We start from the raw sequence: 21,066 nt of genomic DNA, 5'->3' as shown, positions 1-21,066 counted from the left end.
GGTTAGAGTTTGCGCATCCGCACCTGTTCTACTAGGTGATGCGAGCCCTTTCTAAGTACGAGGGAGGCCCGCACGCGAGTGGGCAGAATATTTTCCACCAGATTGGGCAAGTTGATGGACTGCCAAATTTCGCGTGCTTGGTCGCGGGCTTCTTCATCGTTCATGTCTGCAAAGGCAGAGAAGTGGGCGTTGGGCTCGCGGAATGCGGTATGACGCAGGGTGAGGAAGCGGTCGATGTACCACTGCTCGATGTCGTCGGTGCGGGCATCGACGTAGACAGAGAAATCAAAGAGATCTGCCACGGTGAGCGTAGGGCTTGTTTGCAGCACATTGAGCCCCTCTAAGATCAAGATGTCGGGCTGATGAACTTCCTGGTATTCCCCTTCGACGATGTCATAGGAAATATGGGAATACAGCGGCGCCTTAACCAGTGGTTTCCCTGATTTTACGTCTGTGACAAAGCGGAGCAGCGCGCGCCGGTCATAGGATTCCGGAAAGCCTTTGCGCTGCATGAGGCCGCGTTCTTTTAGCGTCTTGGTGGGGAATAGAAAGCCGTCGGTAGTAACCAGCGCGACCTTGGGGTGGGAATCCCAGTGTTGCAGTAGCACCTGAAGGAGGCGAGCCGTGGTGGACTTTCCCACGGCTACGGAACCGGCTACGCCGATGACAAATGGAACGTGCGTGTGGGGATTGCCCAAAAAGGATTCGGTGGCTGTGGTCAATTGCTGGCGTGCCATGACCTGCATATGGATAAGGCGGGAGAGGGGGAGGTAGACATCAGCTACTTCGTCCAAGTCAATGCGGTCTCCTAAGCCGCGTAGCTTTTCTACCTCGGTCTCCGTGAGCACCTGGGGCATAGATTTACGCAGTTCACGCCAGGTCTCACGGTCAAAGTCTAGGTAGGGACTCGAATCCAGTGTGCGCGCCATGGCTCTATTGTCGCACTTGCCTAAACTATGGGTAAAAGTATGCCCCCTTAGGGTGCATGGCACGATAAGATATGCAGCAGCCCATACCGCTTGATTTTGAGAAGGGGACCTCACTTTTATGGCTTCTTTTACCTCTGACCTCCGCGACCTCGATCCGGACGTATTTGGCGCAATTCAGGGAGAAATCTCCCGCCAGCGCGAAACTCTGGAGATGATCGCATCTGAGAATTTCGTTCCTCGTGCTGTGCTCCAGGCCCAAGGCTCTGTGCTTACCAATAAATACGCCGAGGGCTACCCGGGGCGTCGCTACTACGGCGGCTGTGAGCATGTCGATGTCGTGGAGGACCTAGCTCGCAACCGCGCGAAGGAGCTTTTCGGTGCGGAGTTTGCCAACGTGCAGCCGCACTCCGGTGCGCAGGCGAATGCGGCGGTGCTGTCTACCATTGCTGAGCCGGGAGACAAGATTTTGGGCCTATCCCTAGCACACGGCGGCCACCTCACGCACGGAATGAAGCTAAACTTCTCTGGCAAGCTTTATGATGTCGCAGCTTATGAGGTGGATCCAGAGACCATGCGCGTGGATATGGATAAGCTACGCGAGCAGGCTCTGAAGGAGAAGCCGAAGGTCATTATCGGCGGCTGGTCTGCCTATCCGCGCACTATGGACTTCGCAGCTTTCCGTGAGATCGCTGATGAAGTGGGCGCATACCTGTGGGTAGATATGGCTCACTTCGCCGGCCTCGTGGCTGCCGGCTTGCACCCAAGCCCGGTTCCGCATGCGGATATCGTGTCTACCACCGTGCACAAGACCCTGGGCGGTCCGCGTTCCGGCATGATTTTGGCAAAGCAGGATTATGCCAAGAAGATCAATTCCAACGTCTTCCCTGGGCAGCAGGGAGGACCGTTGATGCACGTGGTCGCTGCGAAAGCTATCGCTATGAAGATTGCCGCGACCGAGGAATTCAAGGGGCGCCAGGAGCGCACCTTGGAGGGCGCTCGCATCCTGGCGGAGCGTCTTACCGCAGAGGACGCAAAGGCAGCTGGAGTGGATGTGCTCACCGGCGGCACCGACGTGCACTTGGTCCTTGCGGACCTGCGCAATTCTGAACTGGACGGCCAGCAGGCAGAGGATCTGCTGCACGAGGTAGGTATCACCGTTAATCGCAATGCCGTGCCGAATGACCCGCGCCCGCCGATGGTCACCTCTGGCCTGCGCATTGGTACCTCTGCGCTGGCGACTCGGGGCCTCGATGCGGAGGCCTTTACCGAGGTTGCAGATATTATCGGCACCGCCCTGGTGCAAGGCAAGAATGCCGATGTGGAGGCCCTGCGCGCCCGCGTGGGCAAGATTGCCCAGCACTACCCGCTGTATGAGGGCCTCGAGGACTGGAAGCTAGTCTAGTCCTTAACCTCATGGCCACGGGCCTGCGCCATGGTGGCGCGGGCCTTCTGGAGCCATTCCGGCTGCTCTTGAAGGAGCTGATTGATTTCCGCTGTGGTCAGCGGCTTATCCATGTCGTTCTTTTTGAGCGCGGTAACGGAGATGCCTAGTTTATGGGCGACCTCGGGGCGGGGGTGAGGCCCTTCGCGGCGCAAGGTTTGCAGCCACTCGGGCGGGTTATGCTGCAATTCGCGCAGCTCTTCGTGGCTAATGGCACTGTTTTGAAACTCGTCCGGCGCGGCGGGCAGGTAGATACCTAGCTTCTTCGCCGCGGTCTGGGCACGCATGGCGGTGCCGGATGGTTGCTTATGTTCTTCAGTCACGTTTTTACCGTAGCACTTTCAGTAGACTGTCCTCTATGCTGCGCTTAGCTTTTGCCACCGGCACGGAGCCTGGAAAGTGGTTCCGCCGATTCGAAGAAAATACTGCTCACGGTGGTTTATGCACCGTTGATGCTGATGATGCGCTGGTTCCGCTTTTAGCTGGCGAGGTGGATTTGGCCCTTGTGCGTCTGCCGGATATGCGCGTCGATGACACCTTTCATGTGGTGCGACTTTATAAAGAGGCACCAGGCATTGCGGTTCCAAAGGACTCGGTCTATGCGGAGGTAGGCGAAGAGCTTATGCTTGCCGACGTCGCCGATGAACACCTTAACTACCGCCTCGCCGATTCCGGTCTTGTCGATGTCCCCGCGGTTCGGGAAGCCCTCCAAGTAGTAGCGGCCAATGTGGGCGTTGCGATTGCGCCTCGGCCCCTACTCAAGGTACTGAGCAAGAAGCAGGTGGTGCCGCTGGGGTTGAAGGATGAGTCCGTGCCGGTGACGGAAATTGCGTTGGTGTGGCGCAAGGAGGAAGACGGGGAGGCAATTCAGGATTTCGTGGGCGTCGCTAAGGGGCGTACAGCGCGGTCCTCGCGGCAGGAGAAACCGAAACGCAGCGCTAGGGAAAAGGCGAAAGCAAAGCAAGTGCGTAGAAACGTTAACAATTCGTTACAAAAGAGAAAGAAAGGCTCTAAGCTGCGTAAACGTAGGTAGTCCTTTATTGTTTGCTGTCTACTTCCTGTCTGTGTGGGTGGCGCCGGCTGAACGGCGCCGTTACGGTGGGCCTTGTTCGCCACGAAGGGCGATTTAACAACAAATTTAGAACTAACTTACTTTCTTGTTGAAAGGATGATGCAGTAATGCAGAAGATGACCCGTCGTATTGCAGGTGGCTTTGCAGCCGCAACCCTATCCGTTGCGCTCGTAGCTTGCTCCGATGCTGAGGATGCAGCTAACGACGCTAAGGACAGTGCCGGTTCCGTAGCAGCCGACGCTACCGACGCTGCTGGTTCCGCCGCCGCTGACGCCACCTCTAAGGATGACGCTGACGACGCAGACGATTCCGAAGGCGCAGAAGCTTCTGACTCCGATGATGCGGACGACAAGGGTGGCGATACCAAGTCCATCGCTACCGCTAACGGTGACGTAGACGTTCCTGCTGATTTCGCTTCCGCTATTGAAGAGAAGAAGGCTGAGTGGGGTGACGTAAAGAGCATCGAGCAGGGCGACGATGACGAGTTCCTCGCTAGCTTTGATAACGGCAACCTGCTGACCTTCGATGACGATGAGGGCGCTCAGCCAATCGTCGGCAAGATTGCTGAGACCTGGAAGGAACAGGGCGGTTTGGACGCAGAGGTAGGCCTGCCTAAGGCTGCTGAGGAGGCAGTTTCTGAAGGCAATGGTTGGACCCAGCAGTTCGATGATGGCGTCATCTCCTGGATCCAGGACGAGAGTGGCAAGTTCACCTCTTCCGTAGAGAAGTAGATCGCTTTTTTGAGTTCTTCCCTTCGCAGCATCCGCTGCGGAGGGATTTTTCGTTTTCTTAATGTTCATCTTGCACCCATGTAATTTCAACCTTCGGTGCCTACTTTGGGTGGCAACCCCGGGGAGTCGGGGTCATTCGGAAGAAGTCTGATCTACCGCACACTAAGGGAGAACCCTGCCACCATGTCTCGTCCCTCTGTACTTTCTACTCCGCTTGCCACTGCTGATAACACTGTCGCTACTAAGACCTATGTAGTGGATACCTCGGTCCTGCTTTCTGATCCTTGGGCTCTGCGTAAATTTGCAGAGCACGATGTGGTCCTTCCAGTCGTAGTTATTTCTGAATTGGAAGGAAAACGTCATCACCCGGAGCTTGGCTGGTTCGCCCGCCAAGCTCTTCGCTTTTTGGAGGAACTGCGAGCTACCTATGAAGCGCTAGACCAGCCGGTGCCCGTCAACGTAGATGGCGGCACCCTGCGCGTGGAGTTGAATCATCAAGACCAGTCCTTGCTGCCCACCGCATTCCGCGGTCCAGAGGGTGACCACCGCATCCTGGCCTGTGCCCTTAACCTCGCACACGAGGGTAAGGACACCGTACTAGTCACCAAGGACGTGCCACTGCGTGTGAAGGCCGGTGCAGTAGGCGTGCAGGCGGATGAGTACCACGCTCAGGATGTAGTTCTAACTGGCTATACCGGAATGGCAACGGTGCAGGCTAGCCCTGCTGTCATCGATGCCCTCTACCGTGATGGGGAAGTCATTCTAGATGGTGTCGAAACTGAAAAGGGTACTGCTGTGGACGAACTACCTGTCCACTGCGGCCTCACTTTGACGGCCGGCGCGCAATCCGCGCTGGGTCGTATAACTGCGGATGGCGTCGTCGAGCTCGTTCGCGGTGATATCAATGCCTTTGGACTCCAGGGGCGCTCGGCGGAGCAGCGCATCGCCTTGGACCTACTGATGGATCCAAACGTGGGCATTGTTTCCATTGGCGGCCGCGCGGGCACCGGTAAGTCGGCACTTGCATTGTGCGCCGGCTTGGAGGCCGTGCTTGAGCGTGGTGAGCACCGCCGCATCGTGGTCTTTCGCCCGATGTATGCGGTAGGTGGGCAGTCTCTGGGATACCTGCCGGGTACCGAATCGGACAAGATGAACCCGTGGGCGCAGGCAGTCTATGACACCTTGGAGGGCCTGGTGACTGAAAACGTCATGGAAGAAGTCCACGAGCGCGGGCTGATCGAGGTTTTGCCGTTGACGCATATTCGTGGTCGCTCTTTGCATGATGCCTTCGTCATTGTCGACGAGGCGCAGTCCTTGGAGCGAAATGTTTTGCTCACCGTGCTTTCTCGTCTGGGCAAGGGATCGCGAGTAGTGCTTACCCATGACGTAGCGCAGCGCGATAACCTGCGCGTGGGCCGTCATGATGGTGTCCAGGCCGTGATTGAAAAACTCAAGGGGCACGAGCTTTTTGCACATATTACGCTGCAGCGCTCTGAGCGCTCTGCCATTGCGGAGCTCGTCACTGACTTGCTGGAAGGCGGCGACTAGGCCGGGCTCGTTCGCGTTTGGCGATCTTTATGTGTACAGCGTGGCGAAGATGGGCATAGCCCAGTAATAATGTTGTACATGAGTGAGAACGCCAAGCAGACGTCTTCGGACGAAAAGAAGAAAGACTTCCGTATCCGTCCCTTCATTGCGGCGGATTATCCGCAGATGCGCGAGATCTATGAACAGGGCCTCAATACCGGGCACGCCACCTATGAGACCCGCTCTTTGACCTTTGAAGAATTCAAATCGGGCAAGATTATGCCTTCGGTCCACGTAGCAGTTGAAGCAGATGATGATTCGAAGGTCCTGGGGTGGGTTTCCGCGGCCCCGGTATCCACCCGTACCGTCTTCCACGGAGTAGTGGAGGACTCCATTTATCTAGGCGCCGATGCACAGGGCCGCGGCATCGGCGGAGCACTTTTGGACCGCTTGATTGAGGTATGTAAGGACCTACACAAGTGGGCTATCCACTCGTGGATCTTCCCAGAAAACTCGGGTTCTGCGGGACTGCATAAGTCCCGCGGCTTTGTAAAGGTTGGTACCTACTCACACATGGCGAAGATGACCTACGGCGAGCTTGCGGGCCAGTGGCGAGATACCGATGTGTATGAGCTGCTTTTGCCCAAGCCGGAGGAAAAGAAGCGTTAGCTTTCCCAGCGCACAGGAATAAAGTTAAGAGAGTATCCGTACCATATCTCTCTAAGGCTTTTAAATGTCTGTGCGTATTCGTGCCCTTGCCTTGTCCATCGTTGCGGCTATGACGGCAGGGCGCTTTCTGTTCCTGCAGCGGGAGCTGCGTCCTATCCCTCCGCAGGCTCGGTGCCCGTTGCCCAGTTGGATATCACCCAGGTTGACGGTGGTGTGGCTTAGGTTTTGCCACTCCTGAGCTGCAGTCCCATATCGAGACGGTGACCCGCCAAATGCATGAGCTGCGTGGCAAGGCCTGGGATGCCAATCTTCCGTTTGGCGGTGCCAGGCTTCGCGACGTCGCACCGGACCGCACCGCTTATATCAACGGCATATCCTGGAGCAAGGGATTGGAGTACACCGCAATGCAGCGCGCTGCGGAGGAAAACTTTGACTTTGAGCATCGCCGTGGAGACGGGGAGGATCCGTGGACGGCAAAGTCCGGCGCCTTCTTCGCAGAAAACCTCACTTCGTTACCCATGGAGCGCGCCATTGCCAGCTGGTCTACTGATGGCGGTTCTGGGAGCGAGTGGAATCAGCTCAACCACTCCAACGGTTCCTATTCTGGCGGTGCGGGGCATATCTACAGCTTGCTTGACCCAGCCAACCACTATTTTGCGCAAGCCTAGGTTGGAAACACGACGGCCGGCCATTATTCCGAGCACGCGGTGTCGGGCGCCCCAGAGCGCCTCGAAGGACGGCATGCATTTCCCATTGCGGTGCCGGAAACCGCTCTGGCAAGCGCGGCTATACGTTTTAGCGGCGGTACCCATGTGGGCGATTCCAGCAGCATTGGCGTAAGCATTGCAGGGTGGGACGGTGCCCGGTTAGGGGGCGGGGTCATCGGTAACCTCGTCCGATCCGGAGGTTCTTTCGGTGCATTCTGACGGGACTTATGAGGCCTTGCAGGAAGGCACGGCTGAGGTGCGTATTACTCCATACCTGCTGCGCAACGGGGAAACTCGCCCGGCCGGAAAAGCACTGAACCAGACGGTAGCGGTCACCAAAAAGCCAGCGATAAGCGGCATTGGTGGAGGATCGAGCGCCGGCGCGGCTATCGGCATCATTGCCGCCATCGTTGCCATTTTGGGAATTGGATCCCAAGTTCTGCGGCAGATGGGTTTCTGGCAATAAAAAATACCCCGCCGTGAGCGGGGTGTGGGGGAGCTACATCGTAGGAACGTCCCAGGAACCGAACCAGCGCTGCGCCGATAAGTGCATGTTATCGCTCAGTCCGCCAGGAGCATAGCCGAGGGCGGATTCAATGGGGGCGTCGGCAAGCGGGGCTAGGCATGCAGCTTCTCGTCTGTGGACTGTGCCCGTGCCGGTGAGGCACCGTTAGTCAATCGTCTCCTTCAGACGCTCCTCGCGAAGAGGCAGCAGAAGAACGAGGGCGACGATGACCAACGGAACCATCAGGGCGATGACCGGGGTCAGACCGTCATTATAGGAATTGAGGATTGCTTCCTCGATTGGCTTGGGGAAGGACGCGACCAAATCCGGGGTGAGGCTATTAGCGCCCCCGTCGGCATTGCCAAACTTTTCTGCATAGGCGGCGCCCTCCGGGCCCATCTTTTGGAAAGCTTCTGGCATGCGGGTAGCCATCTCATCCTTCATATTGTGGATGAACATGGAGCCGACCAGGGAAGCACCCAGCGCGGAACCGATCTGGCGGAAGAAGTTATTCGCTGCGGTTGCCGTGCCCACCTGGGATAGTGGGAAGGAGTTCTGGACGATGAGCACGAGGACCTGAATAACCATGCCTAGGCCGATGCCGAAGACCAAGAACTCGCAGCCCAGCTGCGTCAGAGAAGTCTCTACGGTCAGGTGAGACATCCAGAATAGTGCACCGGCGGTAATTGCTAGGCCGATGATGGGGTAGACCTTGTAATGGCCGGTGCGGGCGATGATAAAGCCCACACCCGTGGAGGTGCCGATAAGGCCCACCATCATGGGGATCATCATGAGACCGGCCTTCGTCGGGGTTAGGGTATGAACCATCTGCAGATAGGTAGGCATATAGCCTAGAACGCCGAACATTGCCAAGCCAAGCACCACGCCGGACAAGGTGGTAAGGGCCATATTGCGGTTCTTGAACAGGCGAACTGGAATGAGCGGTTCCTTGGCCCGCAGCTCCACCAGGATGGTGATGATGGCGCCGACGATGGTGATGGCACCCAAGGTGAGGATCATGGACGAGCCCCACTCGTACTCGGTGCCGCCCCAGGTGGTCATGAGAATAAGGGAAGCGGTGGTGATGGCGATGAAGGTTGCGCCGAGCCAGTCAAAGCGCTTCATGTCGGCCTCACCGACGCGCAGGTGTAGCACCAAGGTGCACACGATGATGGCGAGGATACCCAGCGGAATGTTCATCCACATGCCCCAGCGCCACCCCGGGCCGTCGGTGAACCAACCACCGAGGACGGGGCCGAGGACGGAGGAAAGGCCAAACACGCCGCCCATGATGCCCATGAACTTACCGCGCTCACGGGAGGAGGTGACCTCGGCGATGATGGACTGGGAGGAAATCATCATAAAACCAGCACCAAAGCCCTGGACTGCGCGGGCGATAATCAGCAGCGACATGGAGTTGGCAAAGCCACCCAGCGTAGAACCTACGACGAAGGTGGCGATACCGCCGATGTAGAGCCACTTGCGGCCCAGCATGTCACCCAATTTGCCGGAGATGGGCATGGCGATGGTCATGGTGACCAGGAAGGCGGAGATGACCCAGCTCATGTGGTCGACGCCGCCGAGCTCACCAACGATGGTTGGAAGAGCAGAAGAGAAGATCATTTGGCCCAAGGAGCTCATCAGCATGGTGAGCATCAAAGCCGAGAAAATCAGCCCGAGGTTATCGGCCCGGGACTGGCCCTGCGAGGGGGCCTTAGTGGCCGTATCTACCATCGCATTCCTTTCATAAAGTCTGTTATTAGTGTGAGGGAAGTATCGAGACGTGCGTGAAGGTCTTTGCTGCAATCCGCATCGGGAGATGCCAACGCCAACCAGAGTGCCTCGCGGACGAGGCCGGCGATGAGCATCGCCTCGGTGCTCGAAGAGCAGCTATCGAGGACGCGAAGCTTCGGTTCCTTGGTGAGGCGCTCTTCAATGAGATCGATGAGCTCAATGGATTTTGCCCGCTTCCGGCTTATTGCCGCAGCGGCGGCATCTGGATCATTGGAGATGCGCTTGCGGCGATCCCGGATGGTCGGGTTGATGTGGTGTCCTTCCATATGTTGCCTGACGAGCTGAAGGACGAGGCCTACCATGCTGTGCGTTGGTTCAGTGAGGAAGAACTCCCGCATCTCCTCCGTAAACTCGGTGCTCGGAGCGCCTAGTACGGCGGATTCTTTGGAGTCGAAATAATTGAAGAAGGTGCGCCGAGAAATACCGGCTACCTCGCAAATCCTCTCAATCGTGACCGCGCTAAAGGACTGTTCATCCACCAGTTTCGTGGCGGCATCCTCTATGCGCAGGCGCGTCTCGAGACGTTTCTGCTCGCGTAGTGATAGTTCTTCTTGCACGCCATGCAACTTTACACTCGGTGCAAACTTGCACCAAGTGCAATGTTGGTGATTTTGAAGCTGTAATCTCCTTTATGTGAGATGTGCCATGGCGCTTACCGACGCCCCTCATCCCAGACATGCTAAAACCCGCCCAAGTCCTGCCCGGGCGGGGTAGCGGTGCGGTGAATGCTTAGAAGCTATCGCGGTCGCGGTTGGTCATGCTTAGCACGTTGAGGCGCTTATCCAACTCTTCTTCGGTGAGGTTCTCGCCGTCGACAAAGCCCAAGTCAATAACGGCCTGGCGGACGGTAATCTTCTCATGTAGAGCGTGCTTTGCTGCCTTTGCCGCGTTCTCGTAGCCGATAGCAGAGTTAAGCGGAGTCACGATCGAAGTGGAAGACTCCGCAAAGTGCTTCATACGCTCCTCATTAGCCTCGATATGATCGATGCACTTATCGGCGAAGACGCGAGAGGAATTGGCCAGCAGGCGAGCGGACTCGAGCACGTTGCGCGCCATCATCGGGATGAAAACATTGAGCTCGAAGTGGCCCTGGGCGCCACCGAAAGCTACAGCGGCGTCGTTGCCCACTACTTGGCCGGCCACCATGGTGACGGCCTCCGGAATGACCGGGTTGACCTTACCCGGCATGATGGAGGAACCCGGCTGCAGGTCCTTCAAGTGGATTTCTGCCAGGCCGGTCAGCGGGCCGGAGCCCATCATGCGCAGGTCATTGGCAATCTTATTAAGAGATACAGCGACCGAGCGCATAGCGCCGGAGAACTCGACGAGGCCGTCGCGAGCGGCCTGTGCCTCGAAGTGGTTCTCAGCCTCCTTTAGTTCCTTAACGCCAGTGAGCTTCTTGAGCTCTTCGGTGACCTTGGCTCCGAAGTCCGCGGAGGTGTTTAGGCCGGTGCCGGTGGCAGTGCCGCCGATAGCCAGCTCACCCAAGCGCGGCAGGGTGGCCTCGATACGCTCGATGCCCAGCTCAATCTGACGGGCGTAGCCGCCGAATTCTTGACCGAGGGTAACCGGGGTGGCGTCCATCAAGTGGGTACGCCCCGCCTTGACCACGTCGGCGAATTCCTTGGCCTTCTTGCTCAGGGACTCGTGCAGAACCTTCAGACCTGGAATGAGGTCATTGACGGCTGCTTCCGTAGCGGCCACGTGGGTGGCGGTAGGGAAGGTGTCATTGGAGGACTGGCCCATATTCACGTGGTCATTAGGGTGAATCTCCACGCCATTCTGGTGTGCCAAGGAGGCGATAACCTCATTGGTATTCATATTGGACGAGGTGCCGGAACCAGTCTGGAAAACGTCGATAGGGAAAGCATCATTGTGCTTGCCCTCAGCGATTTCGGTAGCGGCGGCAATGATGGCATCGGCCTTGTCCGCATCCAACTTGCCGGAGTCCTTATTTACCTGGGCGCAGGCTGCCTTAAGGAGGCCAAGTGCACGAATCTGCGCATTTTCCAGGCCGCGGCCGGAAATAGGGAAGTTATCCACTGCACGCTGGGTCTGTGCGCGCCACAGGGCCTCTGCGGGAACCTTAACTTCGCCCATAGTGTCATGTTCAATGCGGTATTCAGTCATGTGAAGATCACCTCAGTTAATTGGGGAGTGTGTGCTTTCCAGTATGGCGGAGATCTATGAGGAGGGCCGCCTTCGGGGGTGAACCCTACTTTTTGGTTGGGGTGGTGTAATCCACTACGGAATACTCCTGCAGCTTCGACAGCTTATGGATGGAGTCGATGTAGCGAATGGTGCCGGACTTGGAACGCATAACCAGTGAGCGGGTAGTAGCGCCGGAATTGCGGTAGGAAACACCGCGCAACATGTCACCATTGGTCACGCCGGTGGCAGCGAAGTAGCAGTTTTCAGAGGAGACCAAGTCAGTGGTCTTGAGAACGCGGTCCAAATCGTGGCCAGCAGCGCGGGCCTTTTCTGCTTCCTCTTCATCCTTCGGCCACAGCTTGCCCTGGATTTCGCCGCCCATACAGCGCATAGCGCAGGCAGTGATGATGCCCTCTGGGGTGCCGCCGATGCCCATCATCATGTCGATGGAGTTGGAATCCTGGCAGGTGGCGATGGCGCCTGCAACATCGCCATCCATAATGAGGCGTACCTTGGCGCCTGCGGCGCGAATTTCAGAGATGAGCTGCTCGTGGCGCGGACGGTCAAGGACCACCACAGTCAGATCTTCTGGGCGAATCTTCTTAGCTTCCGCGACGGACTTGATATTCCACTCCACGGATTCGTTGATGTCGATAGCGCCCACGGCCTCGGGGCCGACGGCTATCTTTTCCATGTAGAAGACTGCAGAAGGGTCATACATGGTTCCACGCTCGGCGGCCGCGATGACGGAGATCGCATTGGGGCGTCCCTCTGCCATCAAACGAGTACCGTCAACCGGGTCCACGGCGATATCCATGGCTGCACCCTCGCCGGTGCCTACCTCTTCGCCGTTAAATAGCATGGGGGCCTCATCCTTTTCGCCCTCACCAATGACAACGACGCCGTTCATGGCTACGGAATTGATGAGCTTGCGCATTGCGTCGACCGCCGCGCCATCGCCCTCATTCTTCTGGCCGCGGCCTACCCAGCGGCCGGAAGCGAGTGCTGCTGCCTCGGTGACACGAACCAGTTCCATCGCCAGGTTGCGGTCAGGAAGATAAGACGTATTTTCGGACATGTGTAGTGGTTGCCTTCCATAGTTTTCTCATCGAGGGGTGTTCCCCTTGATGCTCTACCTTTCCATTCTCGCACTTTTTTGCTCTAATGGGTTCGATTTTGCGCCCCATTTGTGGGGGATTGACAAAACTTTCGGGGCAGAAGGGGCCGTGTGGCTTTTTGAAAGCACGCCGTGCGATACTTAGGCGCGTGGCTGCAGAAGAAAGACCAAAGATTTTTGAAGGTGCGAAGGACATCTCCTTGTCCCTCGCCGTCGTGGTGATCATGATGCTGCTGGCCGTGGGAGCGACCGGCCTCTGCTCGATTAACTCCGAAACTCAGCAAGGGGCGGTGCAGGAAGTAGATGAGCAAACCTTCCTTGACACCCAAGCCCGTGCGGGGGTTGGTGCTATTCGCAATCCTGAAATGCCAGAGGGCTGGGAGGCCAATGCTGCCCGTCGCGTTGATATGGGCGGAGAAAACGCCACCGTGGTCAGCTGGGTAACCGCTGACCAAGGGTTTGTGGAGTCCACACAGACGCAAGTTGCGGCCGATAGAGCAGGGGAGGCCTACGACGCCAACTACCGCGGAATCGAATCCGACCGCGAGATCAAAGGGCACCAGGTGCGGGTGCTAGAAAGCGATGATGATTCCGTGCGCCGCCTGTGGGTGACGGATTTGGGCGATGCGCGCCTTATCATCTCCGGCGCCGCGGGCGATAGCGATTTTGAGGCTGCTACCGCTGCGTTTATCGACGCCGCACCTATAGCCGAAAAATAACCTCGCCCAAGCCTTCTTCCGCGGCGGTAGCGCTAAGACCGTCGCCGGCCTGGGCAATAACCTCCGCCAAAGCCTCCGCATCCAGGCCACTGAGGCGTGTCTTTCCGGCAAAGACATCGATGCGCTCACGCTGCGAGCGCTGCGGATAAATAGCAATCTCGCGTACTTTGTCGTCCGTAAAGCGCAGCACCACGGAGCGGGAGAAGTAGCTCACCTCATTATCGTCGCGGGTGTGTGCAGGACCGAAGAATTCTTCTACGAAATCTCGGGAATCGCCCGCCATGATGGAACCGGCGGCCGCGGATTTCGACACAAAATCCACGCGCTCGCCTGGATAACCATAGATCTGCACTACTCGTCTCCTTCAGCGTCTGCGTCCTCGGCCTTATCGAGCGCGTCTTCCACACGCTTCGCCGCGCCGTCGAGGTGCGCCTCGCACGCACGGGCAAGGGCCTCGCCGCGCTCCCAATACTTTAGCGACTCATCCAAGCCCATCTGCCCAAGCTCGAGAATCTTCACGGTCTCAATAAGCTCATCGCGGGCTTGCTCATAGCTCAATTCTTCTACTGGGGTAAAAGCATCCTGGCCTGGCTGGCCGGTACCAATGGTGTCATCGGACATGATTTTCTCCTCGGTTGGTGATTAATCGGCGGCCTGGGAGGCCATAGAAACTGCGGTAATAGAGCCATCGCCCACTCGAATGCGCAGTTGAGCGCCAGGCGGGGATTGCTTATAAGAGGTGACAACCTCGGGCCCGGAACCGTCCTTGGGTACTACCTGGACAATGGAGTATCCGCGGGCGAGAGTCGCCGACGGTCCCAACGCCGATACGCGGGCGCGCAGCGATTCCACGTGGCGGGTTTCCCGCTCCACCATGACTTCAATTTCTCGCCGCATGGTAGCGCGGGTTCGCTCCACCTCCTCGCGGCGCGCACGGATAGGGGTCATCGGGTCTGCCATGACAGGCCGGGAACGAATATTGTCGAGGCCGCGACGTTCCCTTTCCACCCAGCCGCGCAGCGCGGCCGCCATGCGAGAGCGAGCCTCTGCGACGATGGCGCGTTCCTCGGCCACAGAGGGCACGACGCGTTTTGCGGCGTCGGTAGGCGTGGCGGCGCGCAGGTCGGCGACGTTATCGAGCACTGGGCTATCCGGCTCGTGGCCAATGGCAGAGACTACCGGGGTGCCGGCCGCTGCCACTGCGCGCTGCAGTGCTTCTTCCGAGAAGGGCAGCAGATCTTCCACGGAGCCGCCGCCACGGGCGATGATGATGACGTCCACCTCAGGATCCGCATCAAGCTGCTGGAGCGCATCAATAACCTCAGGTACGGTATTCGCACCCTGAACCGCGGTATTGAGGACGCGGAATTGCACCGCCGGCCAGCGGTCATGGGCTACCGCCATCACATCCCGCTCTGCAGCAGAACCACGGCCGGTAATCAGCCCAATTTTGTGCGGTAGGTAGGGGAGAGGTCGCTTGCGTGCGGGATCGAAAAGGCCTTCAGCAGCTAGCTGTTGGCGCAGCTTTTCAATGCGAGCAAGTAGATCGCCAATGCCCACATGACGAATTTCGGTGGTCCACAGTGAAAAGGATCCGCGTCCGGCGTAAAAGGCGGGCTTACCGTGAACAATGACGCGGTCGCCGTCTTTCAGCGGTGCTGACAATGACTGCAACATCGATGATGGGCAAGTCAATTGCACGGACTTTTCCTGCTGTACGTCACGCAGAGTGAGGTAGGACAGCTTCCAGGTGGGCTTGAAGTTAATTTGGGTCAACTGACCCTCTACCCACAGGTAACCCAGGCGCTCGATCCAGCCCTTGACTTGGTCATTGACCTTGCCAACGGGCCAGGGAGTATCCGGAGTATTTGCCGGTTGATTCACACAGCCTCCCTTTCTTCAGTCTGCCGTGTTCTTCCGTCTAGTTTAGGGGCCAGCGCGGTCTATTGCCCCGCTCGGGGTAGCCAGAAAGGTGACGTTAGGCCCCACTATTGTTTTGCGTAGTGTTTCGATACTCTGGGAGCCATGACTGATGGTAAAAATGTTCTCCTTGCGGCCCCGCGCGGATACTGCGCAGGCGTGGACCGCGCGGTCGAGACCGTAGAAAAGGCGCTGGAAAAGTACGGCGCGCCCATTTATGTACGCAAACAAATCGTGCACAACCGTTACGTCGTAGAATCTCTGGCAGACCGCGGCGTCATCTTCGTCGACGAGGCCTCTGAGGCACCAGAAGGCGCCCACCTAGTCTTCTCCGCCCACGGTATTTCCCCTGCCGTGCGCGCAGAAGCAACGCAGCGCAAGCAGCTTACTTTGGACGCCACCTGCCCATTGGTTACCAAGGTGCACAAGGAAGCCCAGCGCTTCCAGCGCGATGGCTACCACATCCTTCTGGTTGGCCACGAAGGCCACGAAGAAGTAGAAGGCACTGCCGGCGAGGCACCTGAGGTCACCCACCTCGTGGATGGCATCGGGGGCGTCGCCAAGCTGCCAGAGTTCCTGCAGGATGAGAAGCTTATCTGGCTGTCCCAGACCACGCTATCGGTGGATGAGACCATCACCATCGTCAATAAGCTGCGCGAGCGCTTCCCGCACTTGGAGAACCCGCCTTCAGACGATATTTGCTACGCCACCCAAAACCGCCAAGAATCCGTCAAGGCCATCGCCCCACAGTGCGACCTGATGATTGTGGTGGGCTCTAAGAACTCCTCTAACTCGGTGCGCTTGGTTGAGGTGGCGCTTGAGGCAGGCGCCAAGACTTCCCACCTCGTGGATTTTGCCAAGGAAATCGACGAATCTTGGTTGGAAGGCGTCCAGACGGTCGGCGTAACCTGCGGTGCTTCGGTGCCTGAGTTGCTGGTACGCGAAGTACTGGAGTTCCTGGACGAGCGCGGTTATAGCGACGTAGAACAGGTAACGACCTCTACCGAGACGATTACCTTCGCCCTACCGCGCGACCTGCGCCCAGCACGCACCTAAGTAGCGTTTGCCTATACGGCAGTTAAAACGGAAGAAAGGCCCGGAAACGGGCCTTTCTTTTGCTTTAATCCTCGTCGTAGAGGTTATCGTCCCAACCTTGCTTGGGCTGTTCCTTCTCCTGCTGAGACACCGGAACGGAATCGCCAGCGCGCCGGGCTGGATCCGGGCGCAGTGGATTGTCGCGTTCCTCTTGTTGTATTCGGCGACGCTCTTCACGGTCGCGACCACGTAGGCGATCCTTGGGCGCGGGGCGTGACTTCTTCAGCGTGTGCGAGGCGCGGCCGCGCTGCGGAGCGGCTTGAGACTGCTTGGAGTTCTTTGCCGGTTTATCGCGAGCCATCAAATCTGCAACCGATAGGCGTTCCTCGCGGTTGCGTCGGTCTTGTTCAGCGTCGGCACGGCGGGAAGCAGTTTCCATTTCGGCGGTGCGCTTGGCCGTCTTGCGGAAGCGCGCCCAGCGCAGCCAGGCGATGAGTGCCGCGCCCACCAGGGCAATAAGGAGCCACAGGAACCTCTGGACAAGGGGGAAAGCGGCGGTGACGATCGCCGTCTTGGAAAACGCCGATGCACCCTCTGGCAAATTGGCCTTGGTGATAAAGAAACCGGCCACGACCACCGTTATGGAATACACAATGGGGATAGAAGCCACGGTGAGGAAAAGACCCCGCTCTTCTACGATGAGCGCCACCAGCAGTGAGCCGATGACAAGAAACGCGAGGTAAGCCCACCCGATGGAACCCATCAGAATGGAAATAAACGCGCCGGTGAGCAAGAGCGCCGCGAGCAGCCCAAGGCCCTTGCCCAGCGCGATGCTGGGGAGACCGGAGCTTTGGGCGGCGGAGGACTTTCTTTGCTTGGCTTGTGACACGTCGGAAGATCCTACCGGTTGCCGCCGGCCTATGGCTATTTCCACGCACGAAAGCGGCGGATTTATAGTGCCGAATTTCCGCGAGGCCACGTATCAATAGGCAAGGGCTCCCGCGGGGTGCGATCCGTGCGGCCCGGGATATCCATCTCATGCAATTTGCGGGCGGTGACGCCCACTCGGGAATCGAGCGAGGAAAGCGTGGCGTTATAAGCTTCGACTGCCTTTTCCAGGTTATGGCCCACCTTTCCGTAGTGATCAGAAAGCGTATTCAGACGCGTATACAGTTCGCGCCCCAAGCGCTGGACCTCCTTTGCCTTGGCGGAAATATCTTCCTGGTGCCACCCCATGGCCACCGTGCGCAAGAGCGCAAAAAGCGAGCTGGGGGTGGCGATCACTACATTGCGTTCAAAGGCGTACTCGATAAGTTCTGGGTCCACCGATAATGCGGCATCAAGGAAGGGGTCTGCGGGAACGAAGAGGATGACAAACTCGGGCGTTGGTTGAAATGCCTCAATATAATCCTTCTGCGATAGTGCCTGGACGTGGCCGCGCATTAAATGCGCGTGGCGGCGGAGGAAGCCGGCGTGCTCTTCTGGGTCATCGGTTTCTAGGGCGTCAAGGTAAGAGGTAAAAGGAACCTTGGCATCGACGATGATGTGGCGGCCACCGGCCAAATTGATGAGCATGTCAGGGCGGACGACGCGCCCGCCCAATGGGGCGGAGACCTGGCAATCAAAGTCCACGTGTTTGGTCATACCGCCGAGCTCAACCACGCGCTCCAATTGCACCTCGCCCCAACGGCCACGCACATTGGGTGAGCGCAAAGCGGTCACTAGTTTGTCGGTGCGTTCGGTCAGGCGGGAGGAGGTGCGGGTCACCGCCTGCACCTGGCTGGAGAGGGAGGCGAGCAGCGCGGTGCGGTCTTCCTCAATTTCTTGGAGCTGAAATCCCAAGCGGTCCATGGCCTTTTCTAGCGGTTGGAGTTCGGCTTGGCGGCGCTGCGAGTCTTGCAGCGCGCGGTGCTCGGCGCTCGGCGCGGAGCGCGTAGCGGAGTAAGAATGGGCTAACCAGCCCATTACCGCACCGAGGATGAGGCCGATAAAAAGTAGCAGCACGGGCAAAGTGGAAGTCATGGCTTCCAGCATGGCACGCGCCGCCGACACGACTCACTATTTTTTCGAATCTCCGTTCAACAGGCCTTCGAAGGCATCGCGGGCGCGGCGCAGGTTTGCGCGCATGCCGGGCTTTTCATGCTCCTTGGGGGTGGATTCAACATTGAGGGCGGCGTCGAGGGAAGTGGAATCGCCGTCCGCGGAGACGTCGGCAAACGCGCCTTCTGGGGCTGCATAGTCCGGCATCTTGAGCCATGCCTCGCGCTTATAACGCCCTTGGTCTTCGGTGTAGCGGCCGATGAGATAACCAGCCACGGTAGAAAAGTCCAGATCCGCGGCGGTCTTTTCGCCCGACTGCAGCTTCATCATGTCTTGGCCGTAGCGGTAGGCCACCGCAAACATCGCGGCCGCCGGAACCGCGAGGAAGCCACCTATCAGTCCAAAGAGAGCTGAGCCTACCGTTACGGAAACCAGGACGATGACTGGGTGCAGGTCCATGGCCTTGGACTGCAGCCAGGGCGAGAGGACATTGCCTTCCAACTGCTGGACCAGCAACACTAGGCCGAGGACGAGCAGAGCCTTGGTGACGCCAAGGGAGACCAATGCGATGGTGACGGAGAGGGCGCCGGCCACGATCGCGCCGACGAAAGGAATGAAGCCCGCGATAAAGGTGATGATCGCCAAAGCCATGGCCAGCGGAACGCCGATAAGGGCGAGGCCGACGCCGATAAAGACGGCGTCGACAAGCGAGACAACTGCTTGCGCGCGAATGAAGCCGCCCAGCGTATTCCAGGCGCGAGTAAGCAGCTCAGTAAGGTGCCAGCCGGCGCGCTTGCCCGTGGCATCGCGCAGCCAAGGAAGGAACTTGGCGCCGTCCTTCAAGAAGAAGAAGGTCAGCACCAGCACGATGAAGAGCGTGACCAAGATGGACGTGGCGGTGCCGATGCCGGTAAAGACCGAGCCTGCGATGGCGCCGGCACGTTGCTGCAGCCAGGACGCCGCCTCGTCGATGTAGCTACTCATGTCATCGCTATCGAGGTTAAGCGGTGGGCCCTGGGCCCAGAGCTGCAGGCTTTGGATGCCGGAGACCGTCTGCAAATACAGTGACCGGGATTGCCGCATGAAATCTGGGGCAACAAACGCAATGAGGCCGCCAACAGCCGTGAAAGAAACCAAAATGGTTACGGCGGCCGCCAACGCGGCGGGAAGGCCAATATTGCGCAGCTTCTTCGCCACCGGCGCCAGAACGGTGCAAATAATAAGGGCCAAAAGCACCGGCAAAAGGCCCTGCCAGAAGTTACCTAGCAAATGGTAGAGGGCGTAGAGGAAAACGCAGATGATGAGCAGCCGAACGGCCCATAGGGAGGCGGACTTAACCACCTCGCCGGCGATGACGGAGCGGTCTACCTGATCACCCGGTGGATGTGGGGATACATCTTCCAGCTTGCTGGTGTCGAAGCTTTCATCAAACTTATCGCCCAAGCCCGCTTGAGGGTCATCGGGCAGCGGTTGGTTATCAGAATTCACCCCACCATCTTGCCTTAAAAGAAGGCGGGTGCGTTAGGATTGGCCCCGTGAGTCTTACACTAGGAATCGTCGGCCTGCCCAATGTGGGCAAGTCCACTTTGTTTAATGCCCTGACCCGTTCCGAGATCCTGGCGGCGAACTACCCGTTTGCCACCATCGAGCCCAACGTGGGCCTGGTGGAGCTGCCGGATTCCCGCTTGACCCAACTGGCGGAGATGTTTAACTCTGAGCGCATCCTTCCTGCCACCGTGTCCTTCGTGGACATCGCCGGCATCGTCTCCGGCGCTTCGCAGGGTGAAGGTATGGGCAACGCGTTCCTAGCCAATATCCGTGAGGCAGACGCCATTTGTCAGGTAGTGCGCGCCTTCTCTGATGACAATGTCATTCACGTCGATGGCAAGGTGGACCCGCGCAACGATATCTCCGTTATTAATACCGAGCTCATTCTTGCGGATCTCCAGACCATCGAAAAGGCCCTGCCGCGCCTGGAAAAGGATGCGCGCAAGAATAAGGATTTGGCCGCCGAGGTGGAAGCAACCAAGAAGGCCCAGGAGATTCTGGAAGATGATCGCACCCTCTTCGCCGCGGCGAAGGAAGGCGAGATTGACCTCGCACTCGTGCGCGATCTGCACCTGATGACGGCTAAGCCCTTCCTCTATGTCTTCAATTCGGATGAAGCAGTGCTTACCGACGACGCTAAGAAGGAAGAACTCCGCCAGCTCGTCGCCCCGGCTGAGGCCGTATTCCTCGATGCGCAGACCGAAACCGAGCTGCTCGAGCTAGAAGAAGACGAAGCCCGTGAGTTGCTCGAGGCCGTAGGCCAAGATGAGCCGGGCCTAGCCACCCTGGCTAAGGCAGGATTTGCCACCTTGGGGCTGCAGACCTACCTCACCGCCGGGGAGAAGGAGGCCCGTGCGTGGACCATTAAGCAGGGCTCTGCCGCACCACAGGCAGCTGGAGTCATCCACACCGATTTTGAAAAGAAGTTCATTAAGGCCGAGATCGTTTCCTTCGATGACCTTGTAGCCGCTGGCTCCATGGCTGAGGCTCGTGCGCATGGCAAGGTCCGCCAAGAGGGTAAGGACTACATCATGCAGGACGGCGATGTATGCGACTTTAAGATCGGCGGCTAATTCCAGCCGGTCTGAGCTTGGTTTTGGCGGTGGGCGAGGGGCTTGTCCGCAGAAGCGAAAAGAAGGTAGCGAAGACGAAACTTCCGCG

At 58.3% G+C, this 21,066-nt stretch carries 22 protein-coding genes; 10 read left to right on the top strand and 12 right to left on the bottom strand.

Translation table 11 applies throughout. The features are described 5' to 3' along the window. Positions 1–2: 2 nt before the first annotated feature. On the bottom strand, positions 3–929 hold the full coding sequence (coaA, locus tag L8V22_RS07415) for a type I pantothenate kinase (RefSeq protein ID WP_238801606.1): 927 nt from the start codon (positions 927–929) through the stop codon (positions 3–5). Positions 930–1,047: 118 nt separating this feature from the next. On the opposite strand from coaA, the gene glyA reads away from it, so the two are divergent. Beyond that, positions 1,048–2,331: a serine hydroxymethyltransferase gene (gene glyA, locus L8V22_RS07410; RefSeq protein WP_238801607.1), complete on the top strand. Its 1,284-nt coding sequence runs from the start codon at positions 1,048–1,050 to the stop codon at positions 2,329–2,331. On the opposite strand, the gene L8V22_RS07405 is transcribed toward glyA, so the two are convergent. Further along, complete coding sequence (locus L8V22_RS07405) at positions 2,328–2,657, bottom strand: DUF5997 family protein (protein WP_255711841.1); 330 nt, start codon at positions 2,655–2,657, stop codon at positions 2,328–2,330. The two genes, glyA and L8V22_RS07405, sit on opposite strands and share 4 nt — an antisense overlap. Positions 2,658–2,728: 71 nt before the next feature. Here L8V22_RS07405 and L8V22_RS07400 point away from each other — a divergent pair, with 71 nt between their 5' ends. From L8V22_RS07400 to L8V22_RS07375, 6 genes are all read left to right on the top strand, one after another. Beyond that, positions 2,729–3,403: a LysR family transcriptional regulator substrate-binding protein gene (locus L8V22_RS07400; RefSeq protein ID WP_238801609.1), complete on the top strand. Its 675-nt coding sequence runs from the start codon at positions 2,729–2,731 to the stop codon at positions 3,401–3,403. 146 nt (positions 3,404–3,549) lie between these two features. Then, positions 3,550–4,173, top strand: coding sequence for an LGFP repeat-containing protein (locus L8V22_RS07395; RefSeq protein WP_238801610.1), 624 nt, complete (start codon positions 3,550–3,552; stop codon positions 4,171–4,173). A gap of 183 nt (positions 4,174–4,356) precedes the next feature. Continuing rightward, on the top strand, positions 4,357–5,721 hold the full coding sequence (locus L8V22_RS07390) for a PhoH family protein (protein WP_238801611.1): 1,365 nt from the start codon (positions 4,357–4,359) through the stop codon (positions 5,719–5,721). Positions 5,722–5,790: 69 nt separating this feature from the next. Then, positions 5,791–6,369, top strand: coding sequence for a GNAT family N-acetyltransferase (locus L8V22_RS07385; RefSeq protein WP_238801612.1), 579 nt, complete (start codon positions 5,791–5,793; stop codon positions 6,367–6,369). Between the two features lie 260 nt (positions 6,370–6,629). Continuing rightward, positions 6,630–7,037 (top strand): SAUR-like auxin-responsive family protein, encoded by a 408-nt coding sequence (locus L8V22_RS07380; protein WP_238801613.1) that lies wholly within the window; start codon positions 6,630–6,632, stop codon positions 7,035–7,037. A 247-nt stretch (positions 7,038–7,284) separates the two neighbouring features. After that, entirely contained in the window at positions 7,285–7,542 is a 258-nt protein-coding gene (locus L8V22_RS07375) for a hypothetical protein (protein ID WP_238801614.1), read from the top strand. Positions 7,543–7,746: 204 nt separating this feature from the next. Here L8V22_RS07375 and L8V22_RS07370 read toward each other — a convergent pair whose 3' ends face one another. From L8V22_RS07370 to glpX, 4 genes are all read right to left on the bottom strand, one after another. Continuing rightward, positions 7,747–9,315 (bottom strand): MDR family MFS transporter, encoded by a 1,569-nt coding sequence (locus L8V22_RS07370; protein ID WP_238801615.1) that lies wholly within the window; start codon positions 9,313–9,315, stop codon positions 7,747–7,749. Next, a complete protein-coding gene (locus tag L8V22_RS07365; RefSeq protein WP_238801616.1) occupies positions 9,309–9,932 on the bottom strand; it encodes a TetR/AcrR family transcriptional regulator in 624 nt (207 codons plus the stop codon). Before L8V22_RS07365 ends, L8V22_RS07370 begins: the two co-directional genes overlap by 7 nt. Positions 9,933–10,104: 172 nt before the next feature. Further along, entirely contained in the window at positions 10,105–11,505 is a 1,401-nt protein-coding gene (locus tag L8V22_RS07360; protein WP_238801617.1) for a class II fumarate hydratase, read from the bottom strand. Between the two features lie 85 nt (positions 11,506–11,590). After that, positions 11,591–12,604, bottom strand: a complete 1,014-nt coding sequence (glpX, locus tag L8V22_RS07355; protein ID WP_238801618.1) for a class II fructose-bisphosphatase — start codon at positions 12,602–12,604, stop codon at positions 11,591–11,593. Between the two features lie 188 nt (positions 12,605–12,792). Between glpX and L8V22_RS07350 the strand changes: the two genes are divergently transcribed. Then, complete coding sequence (locus L8V22_RS07350; RefSeq protein WP_238801619.1) at positions 12,793–13,362, top strand: DUF4245 domain-containing protein; 570 nt, start codon at positions 12,793–12,795, stop codon at positions 13,360–13,362. Here L8V22_RS07350 and L8V22_RS07345 read toward each other — a convergent pair. The 3 genes from L8V22_RS07345 to xseA are packed head-to-tail and all read right to left on the bottom strand — an operon-like array spanning position 13,346 to position 15,246. After that, positions 13,346–13,714, bottom strand: coding sequence for a hypothetical protein (locus tag L8V22_RS07345; RefSeq protein WP_049378466.1), 369 nt, complete (start codon positions 13,712–13,714; stop codon positions 13,346–13,348). The two genes, L8V22_RS07350 and L8V22_RS07345, sit on opposite strands and share 17 nt — an antisense overlap. Next, positions 13,714–13,983, bottom strand: a complete 270-nt coding sequence (locus L8V22_RS07340) for an exodeoxyribonuclease VII small subunit (RefSeq protein WP_005327444.1) — start codon at positions 13,981–13,983, stop codon at positions 13,714–13,716. Before L8V22_RS07340 ends, L8V22_RS07345 begins: the two co-directional genes overlap by 1 nt. Positions 13,984–14,004: 21 nt before the next feature. Then, positions 14,005–15,246 (bottom strand): exodeoxyribonuclease VII large subunit, encoded by a 1,242-nt coding sequence (xseA, locus tag L8V22_RS07335; RefSeq protein WP_238801620.1) that lies wholly within the window; start codon positions 15,244–15,246, stop codon positions 14,005–14,007. A 141-nt stretch (positions 15,247–15,387) separates the two neighbouring features. Here xseA and L8V22_RS07330 point away from each other — a divergent pair, with 141 nt between their 5' ends. Continuing rightward, positions 15,388–16,338: a 4-hydroxy-3-methylbut-2-enyl diphosphate reductase gene (locus L8V22_RS07330; RefSeq protein WP_049378468.1), complete on the top strand. Its 951-nt coding sequence runs from the start codon at positions 15,388–15,390 to the stop codon at positions 16,336–16,338. A 64-nt stretch (positions 16,339–16,402) separates the two neighbouring features. On the opposite strand, the gene L8V22_RS07325 is transcribed toward L8V22_RS07330, so the two are convergent. From L8V22_RS07325 to L8V22_RS07315, 3 genes are all read right to left on the bottom strand, one after another. Further along, positions 16,403–17,206, bottom strand: coding sequence for a DUF6542 domain-containing protein (locus L8V22_RS07325; RefSeq protein ID WP_238801621.1), 804 nt, complete (start codon positions 17,204–17,206; stop codon positions 16,403–16,405). A 62-nt stretch (positions 17,207–17,268) separates the two neighbouring features. Next, a complete protein-coding gene (locus L8V22_RS07320) occupies positions 17,269–18,339 on the bottom strand; it encodes a DNA recombination protein RmuC (RefSeq protein ID WP_238801622.1) in 1,071 nt (356 codons plus the stop codon). A gap of 36 nt (positions 18,340–18,375) precedes the next feature. Beyond that, positions 18,376–19,845: an AI-2E family transporter gene (locus L8V22_RS07315; RefSeq protein WP_238801623.1), complete on the bottom strand. Its 1,470-nt coding sequence runs from the start codon at positions 19,843–19,845 to the stop codon at positions 18,376–18,378. 47 nt (positions 19,846–19,892) lie between these two features. Between L8V22_RS07315 and ychF the strand changes: the two genes are divergently transcribed. Beyond that, complete coding sequence (ychF, locus tag L8V22_RS07310; RefSeq protein WP_179386300.1) at positions 19,893–20,978, top strand: redox-regulated ATPase YchF; 1,086 nt, start codon at positions 19,893–19,895, stop codon at positions 20,976–20,978. Positions 20,979–21,066 lie beyond the last annotated feature (88 nt).

Origin of the sequence: Corynebacterium yonathiae (assembly GCF_027570195.1) — a bacterium.
GTDB lineage: Bacteria > Actinomycetota > Actinomycetes > Mycobacteriales > Mycobacteriaceae > Corynebacterium > Corynebacterium yonathiae.
Note: the sequence above shows the minus strand (reverse complement) of the source record. Positions and strands in the feature narration are given on the sequence as shown.

Coding starts and splice junctions, on each gene's coding strand:
- coaA (WP_238801606.1), bottom strand. CDS start 929: ATGGCGCGCACACTGGATTCGAGTCCCTACCTAGACTTTGACCGTGAG.
- glyA (WP_238801607.1), top strand. CDS start 1,048: ATGGCTTCTTTTACCTCTGACCTCCGCGACCTCGATCCGGACGTATTT.
- L8V22_RS07405 (WP_255711841.1), bottom strand. CDS start 2,657: ATGCGTGCCCAGACCGCGGCGAAGAAGCTAGGTATCTACCTGCCCGCC.
- L8V22_RS07400 (WP_238801609.1), top strand. CDS start 2,729: ATGCTGCGCTTAGCTTTTGCCACCGGCACGGAGCCTGGAAAGTGGTTC.
- L8V22_RS07395 (WP_238801610.1), top strand. CDS start 3,550: ATGCAGAAGATGACCCGTCGTATTGCAGGTGGCTTTGCAGCCGCAACC.
- L8V22_RS07390 (WP_238801611.1), top strand. CDS start 4,357: ATGTCTCGTCCCTCTGTACTTTCTACTCCGCTTGCCACTGCTGATAAC.
- L8V22_RS07385 (WP_238801612.1), top strand. CDS start 5,791: ATGTTGTACATGAGTGAGAACGCCAAGCAGACGTCTTCGGACGAAAAG.
- L8V22_RS07370 (WP_238801615.1), bottom strand. CDS start 9,315: ATGGTAGATACGGCCACTAAGGCCCCCTCGCAGGGCCAGTCCCGGGCC.
- L8V22_RS07360 (WP_238801617.1), bottom strand. CDS start 11,505: ATGACTGAATACCGCATTGAACATGACACTATGGGCGAAGTTAAGGTT.
- glpX (WP_238801618.1), bottom strand. CDS start 12,604: ATGTCCGAAAATACGTCTTATCTTCCTGACCGCAACCTGGCGATGGAA.
- L8V22_RS07340 (WP_005327444.1), bottom strand. CDS start 13,983: ATGTCCGATGACACCATTGGTACCGGCCAGCCAGGCCAGGATGCTTTT.
- L8V22_RS07330 (WP_049378468.1), top strand. CDS start 15,388: ATGACTGATGGTAAAAATGTTCTCCTTGCGGCCCCGCGCGGATACTGC.
- L8V22_RS07320 (WP_238801622.1), bottom strand. CDS start 18,339: ATGACTTCCACTTTGCCCGTGCTGCTACTTTTTATCGGCCTCATCCTC.